Source organism: Cupriavidus sp. UME77 (assembly GCF_014170355.1).
Classification (GTDB): Bacteria; Pseudomonadota; Gammaproteobacteria; order Burkholderiales; family Burkholderiaceae; genus Cupriavidus; species Cupriavidus basilensis.
The window spans coordinates 86,773-103,533 of record NZ_LZZU01000060.1 but is presented as its reverse complement, the minus strand read 5'-3'; the positions used below and the strand labels follow the sequence as shown (position 1 = coordinate 103,533).

Genomic DNA, 16,761 nt, shown 5'->3' with positions numbered 1-16,761 from the left:
TCGGGGGCAGGGCGGCCGGGCCGCCCTGCCTTAGTCGCGGTTGCCGCCGAAAATGCCCAGCAGCGCCAGCAGGTTGGCGAAGACGTTGTACACGTCCAGGTAGATTGCCAGCGTTGCCGTGATGTAGTTGGTCTCGCCTCCGTTCAGCACGCGCTGCACGTCAAAGAGGATGTAGGCGGAGAAGATGCCGATGGCGATCACCGAAACCGTGATCATCAGCGACGGCAGTTGCAGCCAGATATTGGCGACGCTGGCCAGGATCAGCAGGATCACGCCGACGAACAGGAATTTGCTCAGCCCGGAGAAATCGCGCTTGCTGACGGTAGCGATGGTGGCCATGGCGCCGAACACCGCCGCTGTGCCGCCAAAGGCATACATGATCAGCGCGGGGCCATTGGAGAACTGCAGCACCGACCCGATCAGGCGCGACAGCATCAGCCCCATGAAGAAGGTGAATGCCAGCAGCAGGACCACGCCCATGCTGCTGTTCTTGGTCTTCTCGATGGCATAGAAGAAGCCGAACGCGATGCCCAGGAACAGGATCATCGACAGGCCGGGGCTGCCTTTCATCAGGCTGAAGCCCGTGGTGACGCCGATCCACGCACCGATGACGGTGGGAATCATCGAAATCGCAAGCAACCAGTAGGTGTTGCGCATGACCCGATTGCGCACCACGACGTCGCTCGTCGCGGTGCCGCTGCCGAAACTGTATGTGTTCAGCTTGTTATCCATGGTGACTCCTGTCTCAAAACGGTGAGGCGCCGGGGTAACCCAGGCGGGCACAACGCCAATGTGGCATCGCAGTAACGGAATTGCAAGGGTTGGGGAACGTATCAGCCACATTCTTGCAAAATCCGCGCTGCCAGTGGTGATTTGATCGCAACCGGCCTCCTGCGTTCCCTGCACGTGGCGCGTCATTTAAAGTGATTTTTAAAGCACTTATTGGTGTGTGCCGTGCCTTGGTTGGCTCCCGGGAACCTGCGGCCATGGGCCTTCTCGAAACCATAACCGTCTCGTGCTAGAATTGCACGTTTACTTGAATTGTAACCCCTTCATTTTTTGGAGTTTTTATGGCGATCGAACGCACCCTGTCGATTATCAAGCCGGATGCCGTGGCAAAGAATGTCATCGGCCAGATTTACGCTCGTTTCGAGGCCGCAGGCCTGAAGATCGTGGCTGCCAAGATGGTTCACCTGTCGCGCGGTGAAGCCGAGCAATTCTACGCAGTGCACGCTGCCCGCCCGTTCTTCAAGGACCTGGTGGACTTCATGGTTTCCGGCCCGGTCATCATCCAGGCCCTGGAAGGCGAGAACGCCATCGCCAAGCATCGCGACCTGATGGGCGCAACCGACCCGAAGAAGGCTGAAGCCGGCACGATCCGCGCCGATTTCGCTGACAGCATCGACGCCAACGCCGTTCACGGCTCGGACGCAGCAGAAACCGCTGCCGTCGAGATTGCTTTCTTCTTCCCCGGCATGAACGTTTACAGCCGCTGATTGTCTGGTCTATTCCACAAGACTAGACTGCCATAGAAGTTGATACTGCCGTCATGAACACTCTCGTCAACCTGCTCGATCTGGATGCGGACGCGCTTACCGCCTATTGCGGCGAGCTCGGCGAGAAGCCGTTTCGTGCGCGGCAGTTGCAGCGCTGGATTCACCAGTTCGGCGCCAGCCGTTTCGATGCCATGTCGGATCTCGCCAAGTCGCTGCGCGAAAAGCTCGCCACGCGCGCCGAGATCCGCTCGCCTGCCGTCATCACCGACAACCTGTCGGCCGACGGCACGCGCAAGTGGTTGCTGGACGTTGGCGCCGGCGATGCGGTGGAGACGGTGTACATCCCTGAGGAGACGCGCGGCACGCTGTGCGTGTCTTCGCAGGCGGGGTGCGCCGTCAATTGCCGGTTCTGCTCGACCGGCAAGCAAGGCTTCTCGCGCAACCTGTCCACTGGCGAGATCATCGGCCAGCTGTGGATGGCCGAGTTTGCCATGCGTGCCCAACTGGGCCGTGGCGCCAAGGACGATCGCGTCATCTCCAACGTGGTGATGATGGGCATGGGCGAGCCGCTGCTCAACTATGACCAGGTTGTGCCGGCCATGCGCCTGATGCTGGACGACAATGCCTACGGGCTGTCGCGCCGGCGCGTGACGTTGTCGACCTCCGGCGTGGTGCCGATGATGGACCGGCTGGCCAAGGATTTGCCTGTGGCGCTGGCGGTATCGCTGCACGCGTCCAACGATCCGTTGCGCGACATGCTGGTGCCGCTCAACAAGAAGTACCCGCTCGCCGAGCTGATGGCGGCTTGCCGCCGCTACCTGGAATTCGCCCCGCGCGATTTCATCACCTTCGAATACTGCATGCTGGATGGCGTCAATGACGGTGTCGAGCATGCCCGGGAACTGCTGAAGCTTGTGGCCGACGTGCCCTGCAAGTTCAACCTGATCCCGTTCAACCCGTTCCCGGAGTCGGGCCTCAAGCGCTCGAACAACGAGCAGATCCGCCGCTTCGCCCAGGTCCTGATGGACGCCGGCATCGTCACCACCATCCGCAAGACGCGCGGCGACGATATCGACGCCGCCTGCGGCCAGCTCGCCGGCGAGGTCAAGGACCGTACCCGCCTGGCCCAGCGCGGCAAGTTCGGCAAGATCACGCCGATCGTGGCGGCGCCCGCGGCCGGCCAGCCGCAAGAGGCCCGGCCTGCATGACCCGTCTGATAGTTGCGGTCCTGATGGGGCTGGCGCTGCTGTCCGCGTGCCAGTTGCCACCGCCGGTCAAGCCCGAGTTGCAGACCGCATCCGACCAGACCGAGCTGAGCCGGCGTGCCACCATCCGTCTCCAGTTGGCTACCAGCTACCTTGAAGCCGGACAGTACACCGTCGCGCTGGACGAGGCCAAGCAGGCCATTGCCATCGACCCGACGCTGGTCGATGCGTACCATATCCGCGCGTTGGTCTACATGAACATGAACGAGCGCGTGCTGGCGGAAGAGAGCTTCCGTAGCGCGCTGGCCATGCGCGCCGATGACGGCGACGTGCTGAACAACTACGGCTGGTTCCTGTGCGTGAACGGGCGCTATGCCGAGGCCGTGCCTTACCTGGAGCGCGCGGTCAACGCGCCCTCGGCAAGCGGGCCAGGCAAGGCACTGACCAGCCTTGGCGCCTGCCAGCTGCGCAATGGCAACAGCGAGGCAGCCGAGAAGAGCTTGTTTGGCGCCTTGCGCTACGATCGCAACAACCCGGTAGCCAACAACAACCTGGCGCTGCTGTATTACCAGCGCGGGGACTACCAGCGTGCCCAGCAGTATGTCGGCCGCATCAACAGCAGCAATTTCGTCAGCGCGCAATCCCTCTGGCTGGGTGCGCGCATTGCCCGCCGTCAGGGTGATGTAGCGGCGCAGAATGCCCTGGTGGCACAGTTGCGCAGCCGTTTCCCCGATTCGCGTGAGTTGACCGCATACGAACAAGGAGCATGGGATGAGTGAGCACGAGCGCGCCGAAGGCCAGACTGCAGCGACGGGTCATGCGGGGGGTACCCCTGCGGATGCCGGGCGCGAGGTGGTGGCGCGCGAGATTGGCGAGCGCCTGGCGCAAGCGCGCAAGGATCAGCGTTTTTCGCTGGAAGATGTCAGTGCGCGGCTGAAGGTCGCCTCGCACAAACTGGCCGCCATCGAGCAGGGTGACGTCGCGGCGCTGCCCGACGTGACCTTTGCCAAGGGCGTGATGCGCGCCTACGCGCGCATGCTGCAGATCGACATCGACGCTTTGCTGGCGCGTTTCCACGCGCAGGCTGTGCCGGTGGTGGAAATCGGCATGCGCCGTGAAGGCGGCCTGAACGAGAGCTTCGACGACCGTAACCGCTTTGGCTCCGGCGGCTCCGGCGGCCGGTGGATCTGGCTGGCCCTGGTGGTCGCCGTGATCGGTGGCGGAGTGCTGTTCGGGCTGGACCATTTCAAGCAATGGATCGAGACGCGCAAGGAAACGCTCACGGCACCCCCGGCGGCGGAAGCCACGGTCCAAGGCGGCGAGCCCGGTACCGTCACGGCCGCACTGCCGTCGGTGATGGCCGCGTCCGATGCCCCCGCGCCGTCCGAGTCGCTGCCCGCCAGCGGCCCGGTGGCGGTGGCGCCAGCGCCTTCGGCAGCACCCGCACCTTCGGCAGCGCCGGCTCCGGCCGCGGTGGCCGCCGTCCCCGTGGTAGCTGCTTCAGCGGCAGTGCCTGCCCCCGCAGCGGCGGATGGTGCGGGCGAGTTGCGCATCCGTTTCGCATCGGATACCTGGTACGAGATCCGCGACCGTAGCGGCAAGGTCGTGCTTGGCGGTACTGCGCGCGCGGGCCAGGATCTCAGCGGTGGCGGTACGCCACCGTACAAAATCGTGATCGGCAACGTCAAGGGCGTCGAATCGCTGACGCGCAACGGCACGCCGGTCGACCTGCATGCGGCCAACCGCAATAACGTGGCGCGCCTGACGCTGCCCTGAACATCGTTTCTCCAGCCATGCGCAACGCCGCATTGCAAGGTGGTAATGCTATGAATCAACAGGCTTGTATGCCGGTGCTGCCCGGCCCGCTGCCCCGCCGCAAAACGCGCCAGGCGCGCGTGGTGTGGGGCGACAACGTGGTCACGATCGGTGGCGACGCTCCCGTGCGCGTGCAGTCGATGACGAACACCGACACGGTGGACGCCATCGGCACCGCGATCCAGGTCAAGGAACTGGCACGTGCTGGTTCCGAGATCGTGCGCATCACGGTCAACACGCCGGAAGCCGCGGCTGCGGTGCCCGCCCTGCGTGAGCAACTGGACCGCATGGGCGTGAACGTGCCGCTGGTGGGTGACTTCCACTACAACGGCCATACGCTGCTGCGCGATTATCCTGACTGCGCCCAGGCGTTGTCGAAGTACCGCATCAACCCCGGCAACGTGGGGCAGGGCGCCAAGCGCGACACGCAATTCGCGCAGATGATCGAAATGGCCTGCCGCTACGACAAGCCGGTGCGCATCGGCGTGAACTGGGGCAGCCTGGACCAATCGCTGCTGGCGCGCATCATGGACGAGAACGCCCTGCGCGCCGAGCCGTGGCCGGCGCAGAATGTGATGGTCGAGGCGCTGATCACCTCCGCGATCGAGTCGGCGAAGAAGGCCGAGGAAATCGGGCTTTCGGGTGATCAGATCATCCTGTCGTGCAAGGTCTCGCAGGTGCAGGAACTGATCGCCGTGTATCGCGAGCTGACCAAGCGCTGCGACTACGCATTGCACCTCGGGCTGACCGAGGCAGGCATGGGCAGCAAGGGTATCGTTGCCTCCACCGCCGCGCTGTCGGTGCTGCTGCAGGAAGGCATCGGCGACACCATCCGCATTTCGCTGACACCGGAACCCGGCGCTGCGCGCGAGAAGGAAGTCTACGTGGGGCAGGAGATCCTGCAGACCATGGGCCTGCGCAATTTCACCCCGATGGTGATTGCCTGCCCGGGCTGTGGCCGTACCACCAGCACCACTTTCCAGGAACTGGCGTCCAGCATCCAGAGCTACCTGCGCGAGCAGATGCCGACCTGGAAGACCGCCTACCCTGGCGTAGAGGAAATGGATGTGGCCGTGATGGGCTGCATCGTGAACGGGCCGGGCGAAAGCAAGCATGCCAATATCGGCATCTCGCTGCCGGGCTCGGGCGAATCGCCGGCGGCGCCCGTGTTTGTCGACGGCGTGAAGGTCAAGACGCTGCGCGGCGATCGCATCGCCGAGGAATTCCAGGCGATCGTGGACGATTATGTGCGCGCCCACTACGGCAACAAGGCCGGGAGCGCCGGCAATGAGGTGGCAGCCTGAGCCGTCGCGGCCAGGCGCTACAGGGAAAGACAAGACACAATGAACCAACCCGTGAATCCGGTGGCCGCCAGCGATGGCGCCAAGGCTGCCGACAGCAAGGCCGAGAGCAAGAGCAAGGCAGTGAAAGCACTGCAGGGCGTCAAGGGCATGAACGACATGCTGCCCGCCGACGCGCCGCTGTGGGAGCATTTCGAGAACGCCTCGCGCGCGATGCTGCGTGCCTACGGCTACCAGCAGGTCCGCACCCCCATCGTTGAGCACACGCAGCTGTTCGTGCGCGGCATCGGCGAGGTGACCGACATCGTCGAGAAGGAAATGTATTCCTTCACCGATGCGCTCAACGGCGAGCAACTGACGCTGCGCCCCGAAGGCACGGCGGCCGCGGTGCGGGCCACCATCGAGCACAACCTGCTGTACGACGGCCCGAAGCGCCTGTGGTACACCGGCCCGATGTTCCGCCACGAGCGTCCCCAGCGCGGGCGCTATCGCCAGTTCCACCAGCTCGGCGCCGAGGCCCTCGGCTTTGCCGGCCCGGATGTGGACGCCGAGATCATCATGATGTGCCAGCGCCTGTGGGATGACCTGGGCCTGGTCGGCGTGCGCCTCGAGCTCAATTCGCTGGGCCAGGCCGAAGAGCGCGCCGCGCACCGCGAAGAACTGATCAAATACCTGGAAGGCTTCCAGGACATTCTTGACGAAGACAGCAAGCGCCGCCTGTACACCAACCCGCTGCGCGTGCTGGATACCAAGAATCCCGCGCTGCAGGAAATGGCGAGCAACGCGCCCAAGCTGATCGATTTCCTGGGCGAGGAGTCGCTTGCCCACTTCGACGGCGTGCAGCGCCTGCTCAAGGCCAACAACATCCCGTTCAAGATCAATCCGCGCCTGGTGCGCGGGCTGGACTACTACAACCTGACGGTGTTCGAGTGGATCACCGACAAGCTCGGCGCGCAGGGTACCATCGCCGGCGGCGGGCGCTACGATCCGCTGATCGCGCAGATGGGCGGCAAGGCGGCACCGGCTTGTGGCTGGGCGATGGGCATCGAGCGCATCATCGAACTGCTGCGCGAGGAAAAGCTCGTGCCGCAGGCGGAAGGCGCCGATGTGTACCTCGTCCACCAGGGCGCAGCGGCTGGCGAGCAGGCCATGATCATCGCCGAGCGCCTGCGTGATGCCGGCCTTGACGTGCTGCTGCATGCCACGCCCGACGGCAGGAGCGGCAGCTTCAAGTCGCAGATGAAGCGCGCCGACGGTAGCGGTGCGGCCTATGCCGTTATCATTGGCGAGGATGAGGTGGCGGCGGGCACGGCACAGGTCAAGGACCTGCGCCAGGGCGCCCAGGCCGAAGGCGGTGGCGCGCAGGTGACGGTGGAGGCGGGAAAGCTGGTCGACCACATCATCGACGCCATGGTTGGCGCCAGCGAGTAAGCCTGCGGGTCAGCAGGCAGTATCGGAACCAGGGACTGCAAGAGCGCAGTCCTTCATACAAACAAACGCGGGTGGATCCCTCGACATGGCTTACGATCTAGAAGAACAGGAACAGCTTGAGAGCCTCAAGGCCTGGTGGCGCCAGTACGGCAATACCGTGACCTGGGCCTTGATCGCCGGCTTGCTGGCCTTCGCTGCCTGGAGTGGCTGGAACTACTGGCAACGCAAGCAGGCCGGAGAAGCGGCGCTGCTGTACGAGCAGGTGGCCAAGGCTGCCGAGAGCCGCGATGTCGAGCGGATCAAGCGCGCCGCCGGCGACCTCGAGGAAAAGTTCGGCAAGACCGCCTATGGCCCCATGACCGCGCTGGTATCGGCCAAGGTGCTGTACGATGCTGGCGACCTGGCTGGTACGAAGGCCCAGTTGCAATGGGCGATCGACCATGGCGATGGCGAGTATGCTCACCTGGCGCGCGTGCGCCTGGCTGGTGTGCTGCTTGACGAGAAGGCCTACGACCAGGGCCTGGCACTGCTCAAGGACGAGCCGCCGGCACCGTTCGTGGCGCTATATGCGGACCGCCGGGGCGATCTGCTGGCTGCCCAGGACAAGCGCCCGGAAGCCCGCTTGGCCTACCAGAAGGCGCTCGACAAGCTGAGCGCCAATGACGCTGCCATGCGCCAGATCATTCAGTTCAAGCTTGACGCGCTGGGCACCGCCTGAAGGCGGTTGGCCCGGCTCGCCGACAGGCCCGCGGGATTTGCATGCCACGCATGCCCCGCTTGCCCGCACCCTTGCGCCTCAACTTAAATCAGGATCGGAACCTCATGAAGTCATTGTTTTCCGGCACGGCCCAGAACCAGCAACACGGCAAATTTGTCCGCGGCCTGGTGGTGGCCGCCGCTTGTGCGGCCAGCGTCGCCAGCCTGGGCGGCTGCTCGCTGTTCAGCAAGGCTGACAAGCGCACGCCGGTCGAACTCAAGCCGATCACCCAGACGTTGTCGGTGCGCCAGGCCTGGAAGGCCAGCGTCGGCAAGAGCGGCCCGTACTCGCTGCAACCCTCTGTCTCCGGCGGCACCGTCTATGCATCTTCCAATGGCGGCAAGGTGCTGGCGCTCGATGGCGCCACGGGACGCACCTTGTGGGAAGCCAAGACCGACATCGACCTGACCACCGGCCCCGGCAGCGACGGCACCGTGACGGCGGTGGCGGGCGAGAAGGGCGCGGTCTTTGCCTTTGACGCCAGCGGCAAGCAGATCTGGAAGAAGCAGGTCAATGGGGAGGTTCTCTCCGCGCCGCTGGTCGGCAACGGCCTGGTGGTCGTGCGCACGACCGATACCCGGGTGCTTGGCCTGGATGCACAGACCGGCGAGCGCCGCTGGATCTACCAGCGTTCGCAGACCCCGCTCAACCTGCGCGCCTCGATGGGCATGGCGTTTGCCGGCGACGGCATCGTGATGGGTTTCCCCGGCGGCAAGCTGGGTGTGCTGGCTCCGGGCAACGGCGTGCTGCGCTGGGAGAGTACGGTTTCCTATCCGAAGGGCGTGTCCGAGATTGAACGGCTCAACGACGTGACGGGCCAGCCCATGGTCAATGGCCGCCAGGTCTGCGCGACCACGTTCCAGGGCCGGATCGCCTGTCTTGAGCTGGCCAATGGCCAGCCGCAGTGGGGCAAGGATTTCTCTTCGCCGACCGGCCCCGCGCAGGATGACACTTCGCTGTACGCCGGGGACGAGCGCTCCGTGGTCCATGCATTTGACCGCCAGAACGGCACGGAACGCTGGAAGAACGATCAACTGCTGTACCGCCGTCTCGGCACGCCGCTGGCGGTGGGGCGTTCGGTGGTGGCGGGCGATTACGAAGGCTATGTACACTTCTTGTCGCGCGACGACGGCCAGTTCGTGGCACGCCTGAAGACCGATGGCAGCGAGATTACCGCTGCGCCGGTGGTGGCGGGCCCGTCGCTAGTGGTACAGACACGCGACGGCAACCTCTACGGCTTCGTGCCGGACTGAGGCGGTCGACATTCATGGCGACTGTCCGTGCACCTGTCGGCACGGGCGGCGCCAATCCGGTAGCGCGGCCCTTCTGGCCGTGCAGGTGAACGAGGTCGGGTTGCAATGCAAACCTGACCACCCGACAGGAAAAGTGGCCAGGCGCGCGACGCCTGGCCGTCGGACCCATATCACTCCGGAGTTCCTGGGGGGCGGCATCTGCCGGCCCCCATTTCCGTTTATTGCATGAAACCAGTTATCGCTCTGGTCGGCCGTCCCAATGTGGGCAAGTCGACGCTATTCAACCGCATGACCCGTTCGCGCGACGCGCTTGTCGCCGATCTGCCTGGGCTCACGCGCGATCGCCACTATGGCGAAGGCCGCATCGGTGAACGTCCGTTCATCGCCATCGACACCGGCGGCTTCGAGCCGGTGGCCAAGGAAGGCATCGTTGCCGAAATGGCCAAGCAGACCCGCCAGGCGGTGGTCGAGGCCGACGTGGTGATCTTCCTCGTCGACGGCCGACTCGGGCTGGCGCCCCAGGACCGCGTGATTGCCGATTACCTGCGCAAGACCGGGCGCCGCGTCATGCTGGCCGTGAACAAGGCCGAAGGCATGAAGTACACGACCGTGGTGTCGGAGTTCTACGAGCTTGGCATGGGCGACCCCTATGCCATTTCGTCGACCCACGGCGACGGCGTGCGCGAGCTGGTCGACGAGGCGCTGGAACTGGCGGTGAAAGAGCGCCCGGAACTTGCCGAGGAAGACGAGGGCGCCCAGCGCGGCGTCAAGATCGCTATCGTGGGCCGGCCGAACGTGGGCAAGTCCACGCTGGTCAATACCCTGATCGGCGAAGAACGCGTGATCGCGTTCGACATGCCCGGCACCACCCGGGATGCCATCTATGTGGAGTTCGAGCGCGGCGGCAAGCCCTATACGCTGATCGACACAGCCGGCCTGCGCAAGCGCGGCAAGGTGTTCGAGGCCATCGAGAAGTTCTCGGTGGTCAAGACGCTGCAATCGATCGCCGATGCGAACGTCGTGGTGCTGCTGCTCGACGCGCAGCAGGACGTGTCGGAGCAGGATGCGCACATCGCCGGCTTCATCGTGGAATCCGGGCGGGCGCTGGTGGTTGGCGTCAACAAGTGGGACGGCCTTGACGGCCATAGCCGCGACCGTATCAAGCACGATCTGGAGCGCAAGCTGCAGTTCCTGGACTTCGCCAACTTCCACTTTGTGTCCGCGCAGCAGCGCACGGGCATCAGCGCGCTGCTGCGCTCGGTGGATGACGCGTATGCCGCGGCGATGGTCAAGCTGCCCACGCCGCAGCTCACGCGGATCCTGCAGGAGGCGGTCGAGTTCCAGCAGCCGCGGCGTGTCGGCGCGACCCGGCCCAAGCTGCGCTACGCGCACCAGGGCGGGTCCAATCCGCCCATCATCATCGTGCACGGCAATTCGCTTTCCGGCATCGCCGACACTTATCGGCGCTATCTCGAAAACCGTTTCCGCTCGGCTTTCAAACTGAAGGGCACACCGCTTCGCATCGAATTTAGAACGAACAAAAACCCATATGCCGACTCGAAGGATTGAGTCAGTCGACGGGAGCCCAGGCGGGCAAGTTTCGTTTGCGTTCGTTTGGAACTGAGGCTAAATTCACGGTAGCAGGGGGTTCCCTGCGAGGCGATGCTAGCTTGGTACCGTTTTGATCTTTTTTTGGCGCGGTTTGCGCCGTTTGACTTGAATCGGGGATTACCGTCCCCATCATCTATCACTAAATCTATAAATTTGGAGTGTGCCATGAGCAACAAAGGGCAATTGCTACAAGACCCGTTCCTGAACGCGCTGCGCAAAGAGCACGTACCGGTTTCCATCTACCTCGTGAATGGCATCAAGCTGCAAGGCAATATCGAGTCGTTCGACCAGTACGTCGTCCTGTTGCGCAACACCGTGACGCAGATGGTCTACAAGCATGCGATTTCCACCGTCGTGCCGGCCCGCGCCGTGAATTTCCGCGTGGACGAAACGGCTGAAGGCTGATCATCCGCGGATAGCACCGCAGTTTTCCGGCGGGCCAGTCGTACCACGACACGGCCGCCAGTGCCGGTGTCGCGCAGGGGCCAGATGCTCCGGCGCGACACCAAAAGACGCCAGCCCATCCTGGCTGCAAAGTGGCCACGGGCACGGACATGCTTCACCCTGGTGCATTCCGCCACGGACAGCGCTCCCGCTTCAAGCGTCTCCCCAGGCCAGGGCTCCTGCCTAACGGCGCCAGCCGCTGCCTCCCAGTAGCTTCCAACCCGTTTTCCTTTCTCGCGTTTCGCGATCCTCCCGTTTGCAATCTAGAGCCACTTCCAATTCCGAGTCTTCCCGCGCCATCCTCGTTGGTGTCGATTTCGGCAAGCATGATTTCCAGGAAAGCCTGAGCGAGCTGGCGTTGCTGACGTCGACCGCGGGTTCCACGCCGGTGCACACGCTGACCGGACGCAGGTCCCGTCCCGACCCGGCGCTGTTCATCGGTTCCGGCAAGGCGGAGGAACTGAAGGAGGCCGCCGATGCGCTCGATGCCGACGTGGTGGTGTTCAACCACTCGCTCAGCCCCGCCCAGCAACGCAACCTCGAGCGCTTCCTGCAGCGCCATGTCATCGACCGTACCGGACTGATCCTGGATATCTTCGGCCAGCGGGCGCAGAGCCACGTCGGCAAGGTTCAGGTCGAGCTCGCTCAGGTCCAGTACCAGGCCTCGCGGCTGGTCCGCGCCTGGAGCCACCTGGAGCGGCAGAAGGGGGGCATTGGCATGCGTGGCGGCCCGGGCGAGCGCCAGCTCGAGCTCGACCGCCGCCTGCTGGACGAGCGCGCCAAGCGGCTGAAAGCTGACCTGACGCGGCTGCAGCGTCAGCACAGCACCCAGCGGCGCGCGCGCGCGCGCAACGACACCTTGAGCATCTCGCTGGTCGGCTATACCAACGCTGGCAAGTCGACGCTGTTCAACGCCCTCACCAAGGCTCGGGCCTACGCTGCCGACCAGCTGTTTGCCACGCTGGATACCACTTCGCGCCGGCTGTACCTGGAAGGCGTGGGCAACGTGGTGCTGTCGGATACCGTGGGCTTCATCCGCGACCTGCCGACCCAGCTGGTGGCCGCGTTCCGCGCCACGCTGGAGGAGACCGTGCACGCGGACCTGCTGCTGCATGTGGTCGATGCCTCCAGCCCGGTGCGCCATGAGCAGGTCGAGCAGGTCAACCGTGTGCTGGCCGAAATCAATGCCGACGACATCCCGCAGATCGTGGTGATGAACAAGATCGACGCGTCGCCGGAATTGCTCGAGCAGGGCCCCCGCGTGGAGCGCAACGAGGAGGGTGTGCCGACCCGCGTGTTCGTCAGCGCGCGCGACGGTATTGGCCTGGATGCCTTGCGCGAGGCGCTGGTGGAGGTGGCGCGCTGGCTGGCCGAGCGCCCGCCGGAGCGCCCCCCGCTTGATCCGCGCCTCGCGGATGCGCAGCCTTACCCGGACGACGATCTCGACAGCGATTTTGACGGCGATGACACCCGGGTGGATCCGGAAGAACCCGACACGCAGTGAGCCAGTTCGACGGAAATCGGATCCAGATTGCCCCAAATGGGTAAAAGTGGCGTCGATGACTGTTAGAATCCCCTTGTTCCAACTATCCCGGACCCGTGCACTTCATGCCCCTGTTTCCCCGGAATTCTGAATCGAGCCATGCCTTTGGCAGCCGCGCAGGTGGCCGCAACGGCGGCCATGCACCGTCGCGAACGGCCTGGCAGCGTTTGCGCGCGATCCTGTCTTTGAACGATCCCCGTTGGGGTAGGGGCGGCCCGGATGACGAGGACAAAGACAAGGACAAGGATAGCCGCGACAACAATCGCCAGCAAAACCAGCGTCCGCCCCAGGATGGTCCGCCCGACCTCGACGAGCTCTGGCGCGATTTCAACCGTCGCCTGAACGGCCTTCTTGGCCGCAAGGACAACGGCGGCGGCGGCAACCAGGGCTTTGGCGGCGGTGCGCGCACGCCGGGCAAAGGCTCGGGGATTGGCGCGGGCGTGGTGGTGATCGCCGCGGTCGGCATCTGGCTGGCCAGCGGTTTCTTCATGGTGCAGGAAGGCCAGACCGCCGTCATCCTCCAGTTCGGCAAGTTCAAGTACACGACGGGTCCGGGTATCAACTGGCGCCTGCCGTACCCGATCCAGTCCGCCGAAATCGTCAACCTGTCGGGCGTGCGCTCGGTTGAAGTGGGCCGTTCCACCTCGATCAAGGACAGCAACCTGAAGGACGCGTCGATGCTGACGCAGGACGAGAACATCATCGACGTCCGCTTCACGGTGCAGTACGACATCCAGGACGCGAGCGAATTCCTGTTCTACAACAAGACCGACCGTGGTGGCGACGAAGAACTGGTGACCCAGGCAGCCGAGACCTCGGTGCGCGAGATCGTCGGGCGCAACAAGATGGACGCGGTGCTTTACGAGAACCGTGAACAGATTGCCCAGAACCTGGCCAAGTCGATCCAGTCGATCCTGACCGCGTACAAGACCGGCATCCGCGTGATCTCCGTCAACGTGCAGAGCGTGCAGCCGCCCGAGCAGGTCCAGGCAGCCTTTGACGACGTCAACAAGGCCAGCCAGGACCGCGAACGCGCCATCAGCGAAGGCCAGGCCTACGCCAATGACGTGATTCCGCGCGCCAAGGGTACCGCCGCGCGCCTGAATGAAGAAGCCGAAGCCTACAAGGCGCGAGTGACCGCCCAGGCCGAAGGCGATGCCTCGCGTTTCCGCCAGGTCCAGGCCGAGTATGCCAAGGCCCCGCAGGTGACGCGTGATCGCATCTATATCGAGACCATGCAGCAGATCTATACCAATTCGACCAAGGTGCTGGTGGATTCACGCCAGGGCAACAATCTCCTCTACCTGCCGCTGGACAAGCTGATGTCGCAATCGGCGGTGGATGCGCGCGCGCCGGCTTCCGGCACCGCGCAGGCCCCTGCCGCAGGCAGCGGCACGTCTCCCGCGCCCGATGCCAGCGGCGATAACCGGTCGCGCGAGCTGTTGCGCAACCGTGACCGCGATTCGCGCTGAGGAGACCCGACATGAACCGACTGATTTCCGTAGTAATCGGCCTCTTCATCGCGCTGGCGATCGGCTCCTCGATGGTGTTCGTGGTGGACCAGCGTCAGTACGCCGTGGTGTTCGCCTTTGGCCAGATCAAGCAGGTGGTGAACGAGCCGGGCCTGCACTTCAAGTTGCCGCCGCCGCTGCAGAACGTGATTTTCATGGATCGCCGCCTGCTGACGATCGACGTGGCCGCTTCGGAGCGCTTTCTCACGGCCGAGAAGAAGAGCATGGTGGTGGACTGGTTCGTCAAATGGCGCATCACCGATCCGCGCAAGTTCTACGTGGCCTTCAATGGCAACATCCGCGGCGCGCAGGACCGTATGACCCAGCGTATCGACTCCGTTGCCCGCGAGGAATTCGGCAAGCGCACGGTGGCGGAGCTGGTGGCCGGCGAGCGCGAGAAGGTGATGCAGAATATCCGCTCCGCGATGGCTGACTACGCGCAGTCCGTTGGCGTCGAGATCATCGACGTGCGCCTCAAGCGTGTCGACTTGCTGCCCGCAATCAGCGAATCGGTGTATCGCCGCATGGAAGCCGAGCGCAAGCGCGTGGCCAACGAGCTGCGCTCCACCGGCGCGGCCGAGGGCGAGAAGATCCGCGCCGATGCCGATCGTCAGCGCGAAGTCGTGCTGGCGGAGGCCTACCGCGATGCGCAGAAGATCAAGGGCGAGGGCGATGCCCGCGCGTCGCAGATCTACGCCGAATCGTTTGGCCGAGATCCCCAGTTCGCGCAGTTCTGGCGCAGCATGGAGGCTTACCGCAATACGTTCCGCGACAAGCGCGACGTGCTGGTGCTGGAGCCCAATTCCGACTTCTTCCGCTATATGCGGTCGTCGGGCGGCGCAGCGGCGCCGGCGGCAGCGCCTCCGGCGAGCCGTCGCTAAGCTAGGCGGTTCCGTCCGCCAGGCGCTTCGACAAAACCCCGGCTTGCCGGGGTTTTGTCCGGCTGGAGGGGCGGCAAGAGAGGCCCCCGAGGGGCGTCGCTGCCGTCTCATCCGCCACGCCAGGTGACTGGCTCCCCGCTTGCGGCTGGCGCTCCCGGCACAGCGCGCGGCGGGATCGAATTTCAACGGGCGGCTCAAGGCCCCCCGGCAACTGTGTGAAGTGAAGAGATTTACCATGTCCAATCACTGGCTCCTGCCTGAAAACATCGCCGACGTGCTGCCGTCGGAGGCCCGCAAGATCGAAGAACTGCGCCGCCGCATGCTGGACTTGTTCCGCACCTACGGCTACGAGCTGGTCATGCCGCCGATGCTGGAATACCTGGAATCGCTGCTCACCGGGACCGGGCACGACCTCGACCTGCGCACGCTCAAGCTGGTCGACCAGCTCTCCGGGCGCACCATGGGCCTGCGCGCCGACATTACCCCGCAGGTCGCCCGCATCGATGCCCACTTGCTGAACCGCTCCGGCGTGACCCGGCTGTGCTATGCCGGCAATGTGCTGCACGCTCGCCCGGCCGGCTTTCGCGCAACCCGCGAGCCGATCCAGGTCGGCGCGGAGATCTACGGCCATGCCGGCCTGGAAGCGGATGTGGAAATCCAGGCCCTGATGCTGGCCGCGCTACAGGTTGCCGGCCTGACCGAGATCCGCCTCGACCTTTGCCACGCGGGCATCCTGGAGGCCTTGCTGGACGGCTTGCCGTCCAGCCGCAAGATCGAGGATGTGCTGTTTGCGGCCCTGGAAACCAAGGATGTGTCGGCGCTGCGCGAGCTGACCGAAGGCATGCCGCAGGCCGAGCGCGATGCGCTGCTGGCGCTGCCGACGCTGTACGGCGGCGTGGAGGTGATCGAGCGCGCCCGCGCGACGCTGCCGGCGAGCCCGGCGATTGGCCGTGCGTTGGACGAACTGGCGGCACTGGCCGCGGAAGTGAGCGGGGCGAGCGTCAATATCGACCTGTCCGACCTGCGCGGTTATCACTATCACAGTGGCGTGATGTTCACTGCCTATGTGGCTGGCTTGCCCAACTACGTGGCGCGCGGTGGCCGCTATGACAAGGTCGGCGAGGCCTTTGGTCGCGCGCGGCCGGCAACCGGCTTTTCATTGGACTTGCGCGAAGTTGCCTCGCTTTCGCCGCTGGAAGTGCGTGCTTTTGCCATTTTCGCGCCGTGGGATGCGGATCCTGCCTTGCGTGCCGCGATTACCGCGCTGCGCGCCGCCGGCGAGATCGTCATCCAATCGCTGCCGGGGCATACGCACCAGCTCGACGAGTTCAACTGCGACCGCCAACTGGTCCAACAGGATGGCGGCTGGAAGGTGATTCCACGCAGCGCCGGGGCCTGAGCGCAAGCGCCAGGCCGCGGACTTCCCCCGCGTTGCGGGCCGATCTCCCCAAAATCGGGGAGTTGACCTGCAACGAGAGTAAAATACGTTTTTAACCCACTGACCAAAATCAAC

15 protein-coding genes are annotated in these 16,761 nt (G+C 64.6%); 14 read left to right on the top strand and 1 reads right to left on the bottom strand.

Annotated elements, in window-relative coordinates; all coding sequences use genetic code 11:
- Positions 1 to 30: 30 nt before the first annotated feature.
- A complete protein-coding gene (locus tag A9975_RS24180) occupies positions 31 to 732 on the bottom strand; it encodes a Bax inhibitor-1/YccA family protein (protein WP_006157746.1) in 702 nt (233 codons plus the stop codon).
- Positions 733 to 1,070: 338 nt separating this feature from the next.
- On the opposite strand from A9975_RS24180, the gene ndk reads away from it, so the two are divergent.
- The 14 genes from ndk (at position 1,071) to A9975_RS24110 (ending at position 16,647) form a co-directional block, all read left to right on the top strand.
- A complete protein-coding gene (ndk, locus tag A9975_RS24175) occupies positions 1,071 to 1,496 on the top strand; it encodes a nucleoside-diphosphate kinase (RefSeq protein ID WP_006157747.1) in 426 nt (141 codons plus the stop codon).
- A gap of 53 nt (positions 1,497 to 1,549) precedes the next feature.
- Positions 1,550 to 2,704: a 23S rRNA (adenine(2503)-C(2))-methyltransferase RlmN gene (gene rlmN / locus A9975_RS24170; protein ID WP_183035010.1), complete on the top strand. Its 1,155-nt coding sequence runs from the start codon at positions 1,550 to 1,552 to the stop codon at positions 2,702 to 2,704.
- Positions 2,701 to 3,480, top strand: coding sequence for a type IV pilus biogenesis/stability protein PilW (gene pilW / locus A9975_RS24165; protein WP_183035009.1), 780 nt, complete (start codon positions 2,701 to 2,703; stop codon positions 3,478 to 3,480). Before rlmN ends, pilW begins: the two co-directional genes overlap by 4 nt.
- A complete protein-coding gene (locus A9975_RS24160) occupies positions 3,473 to 4,477 on the top strand; it encodes a RodZ domain-containing protein (RefSeq protein ID WP_183035008.1) in 1,005 nt (334 codons plus the stop codon). Before pilW ends, A9975_RS24160 begins: the two co-directional genes overlap by 8 nt.
- 50 nt (positions 4,478 to 4,527) lie before the next feature.
- A complete protein-coding gene (ispG, locus tag A9975_RS24155) occupies positions 4,528 to 5,820 on the top strand; it encodes a flavodoxin-dependent (E)-4-hydroxy-3-methylbut-2-enyl-diphosphate synthase (protein ID WP_183035007.1) in 1,293 nt (430 codons plus the stop codon).
- A gap of 147 nt (positions 5,821 to 5,967) precedes the next feature.
- Entirely contained in the window at positions 5,968 to 7,248 is a 1,281-nt protein-coding gene (gene hisS / locus A9975_RS24150) for a histidine--tRNA ligase (RefSeq protein ID WP_255503424.1), read from the top strand.
- An 85-nt stretch (positions 7,249 to 7,333) separates the two neighbouring features.
- The gene (locus A9975_RS24145; RefSeq protein WP_183035005.1) at positions 7,334 to 7,966 is read left to right on the top strand and encodes a tetratricopeptide repeat protein; all 633 of its coding nucleotides are present in this window, start codon (positions 7,334 to 7,336) and stop codon (positions 7,964 to 7,966) included.
- A 104-nt stretch (positions 7,967 to 8,070) separates the two neighbouring features.
- Positions 8,071 to 9,258 (top strand): outer membrane protein assembly factor BamB, encoded by a 1,188-nt coding sequence (gene bamB / locus A9975_RS24140; protein WP_183035004.1) that lies wholly within the window; start codon positions 8,071 to 8,073, stop codon positions 9,256 to 9,258.
- Between the two features lie 225 nt (positions 9,259 to 9,483).
- Positions 9,484 to 10,827 (top strand): ribosome biogenesis GTPase Der, encoded by a 1,344-nt coding sequence (der, locus tag A9975_RS24135; RefSeq protein WP_043347450.1) that lies wholly within the window; start codon positions 9,484 to 9,486, stop codon positions 10,825 to 10,827.
- A gap of 207 nt (positions 10,828 to 11,034) precedes the next feature.
- Positions 11,035 to 11,274, top strand: a complete 240-nt coding sequence (gene hfq / locus A9975_RS24130) for an RNA chaperone Hfq (RefSeq protein ID WP_006157757.1) — start codon at positions 11,035 to 11,037, stop codon at positions 11,272 to 11,274.
- Positions 11,275 to 11,569: 295 nt separating this feature from the next.
- Positions 11,570 to 12,817 carry a GTPase HflX gene (gene hflX, locus A9975_RS24125; RefSeq protein ID WP_183035003.1) on the top strand — a complete coding sequence of 416 codons (1,248 nt, stop codon included), beginning with the start codon at positions 11,570 to 11,572 and terminating at the stop codon, positions 12,815 to 12,817.
- Positions 12,818 to 12,921: 104 nt separating this feature from the next.
- Positions 12,922 to 14,328: an FtsH protease activity modulator HflK gene (gene hflK, locus A9975_RS24120; protein ID WP_174423301.1), complete on the top strand. Its 1,407-nt coding sequence runs from the start codon at positions 12,922 to 12,924 to the stop codon at positions 14,326 to 14,328.
- 11 nt (positions 14,329 to 14,339) lie between these two features.
- Positions 14,340 to 15,248, top strand: coding sequence for a protease modulator HflC (gene hflC / locus A9975_RS24115; RefSeq protein ID WP_150992386.1), 909 nt, complete (start codon positions 14,340 to 14,342; stop codon positions 15,246 to 15,248).
- 235 nt (positions 15,249 to 15,483) lie between these two features.
- A complete protein-coding gene (locus A9975_RS24110; RefSeq protein WP_183035002.1) occupies positions 15,484 to 16,647 on the top strand; it encodes an ATP phosphoribosyltransferase regulatory subunit in 1,164 nt (387 codons plus the stop codon).
- The last annotated feature ends 114 nt before the right edge of the window (positions 16,648 to 16,761 follow it).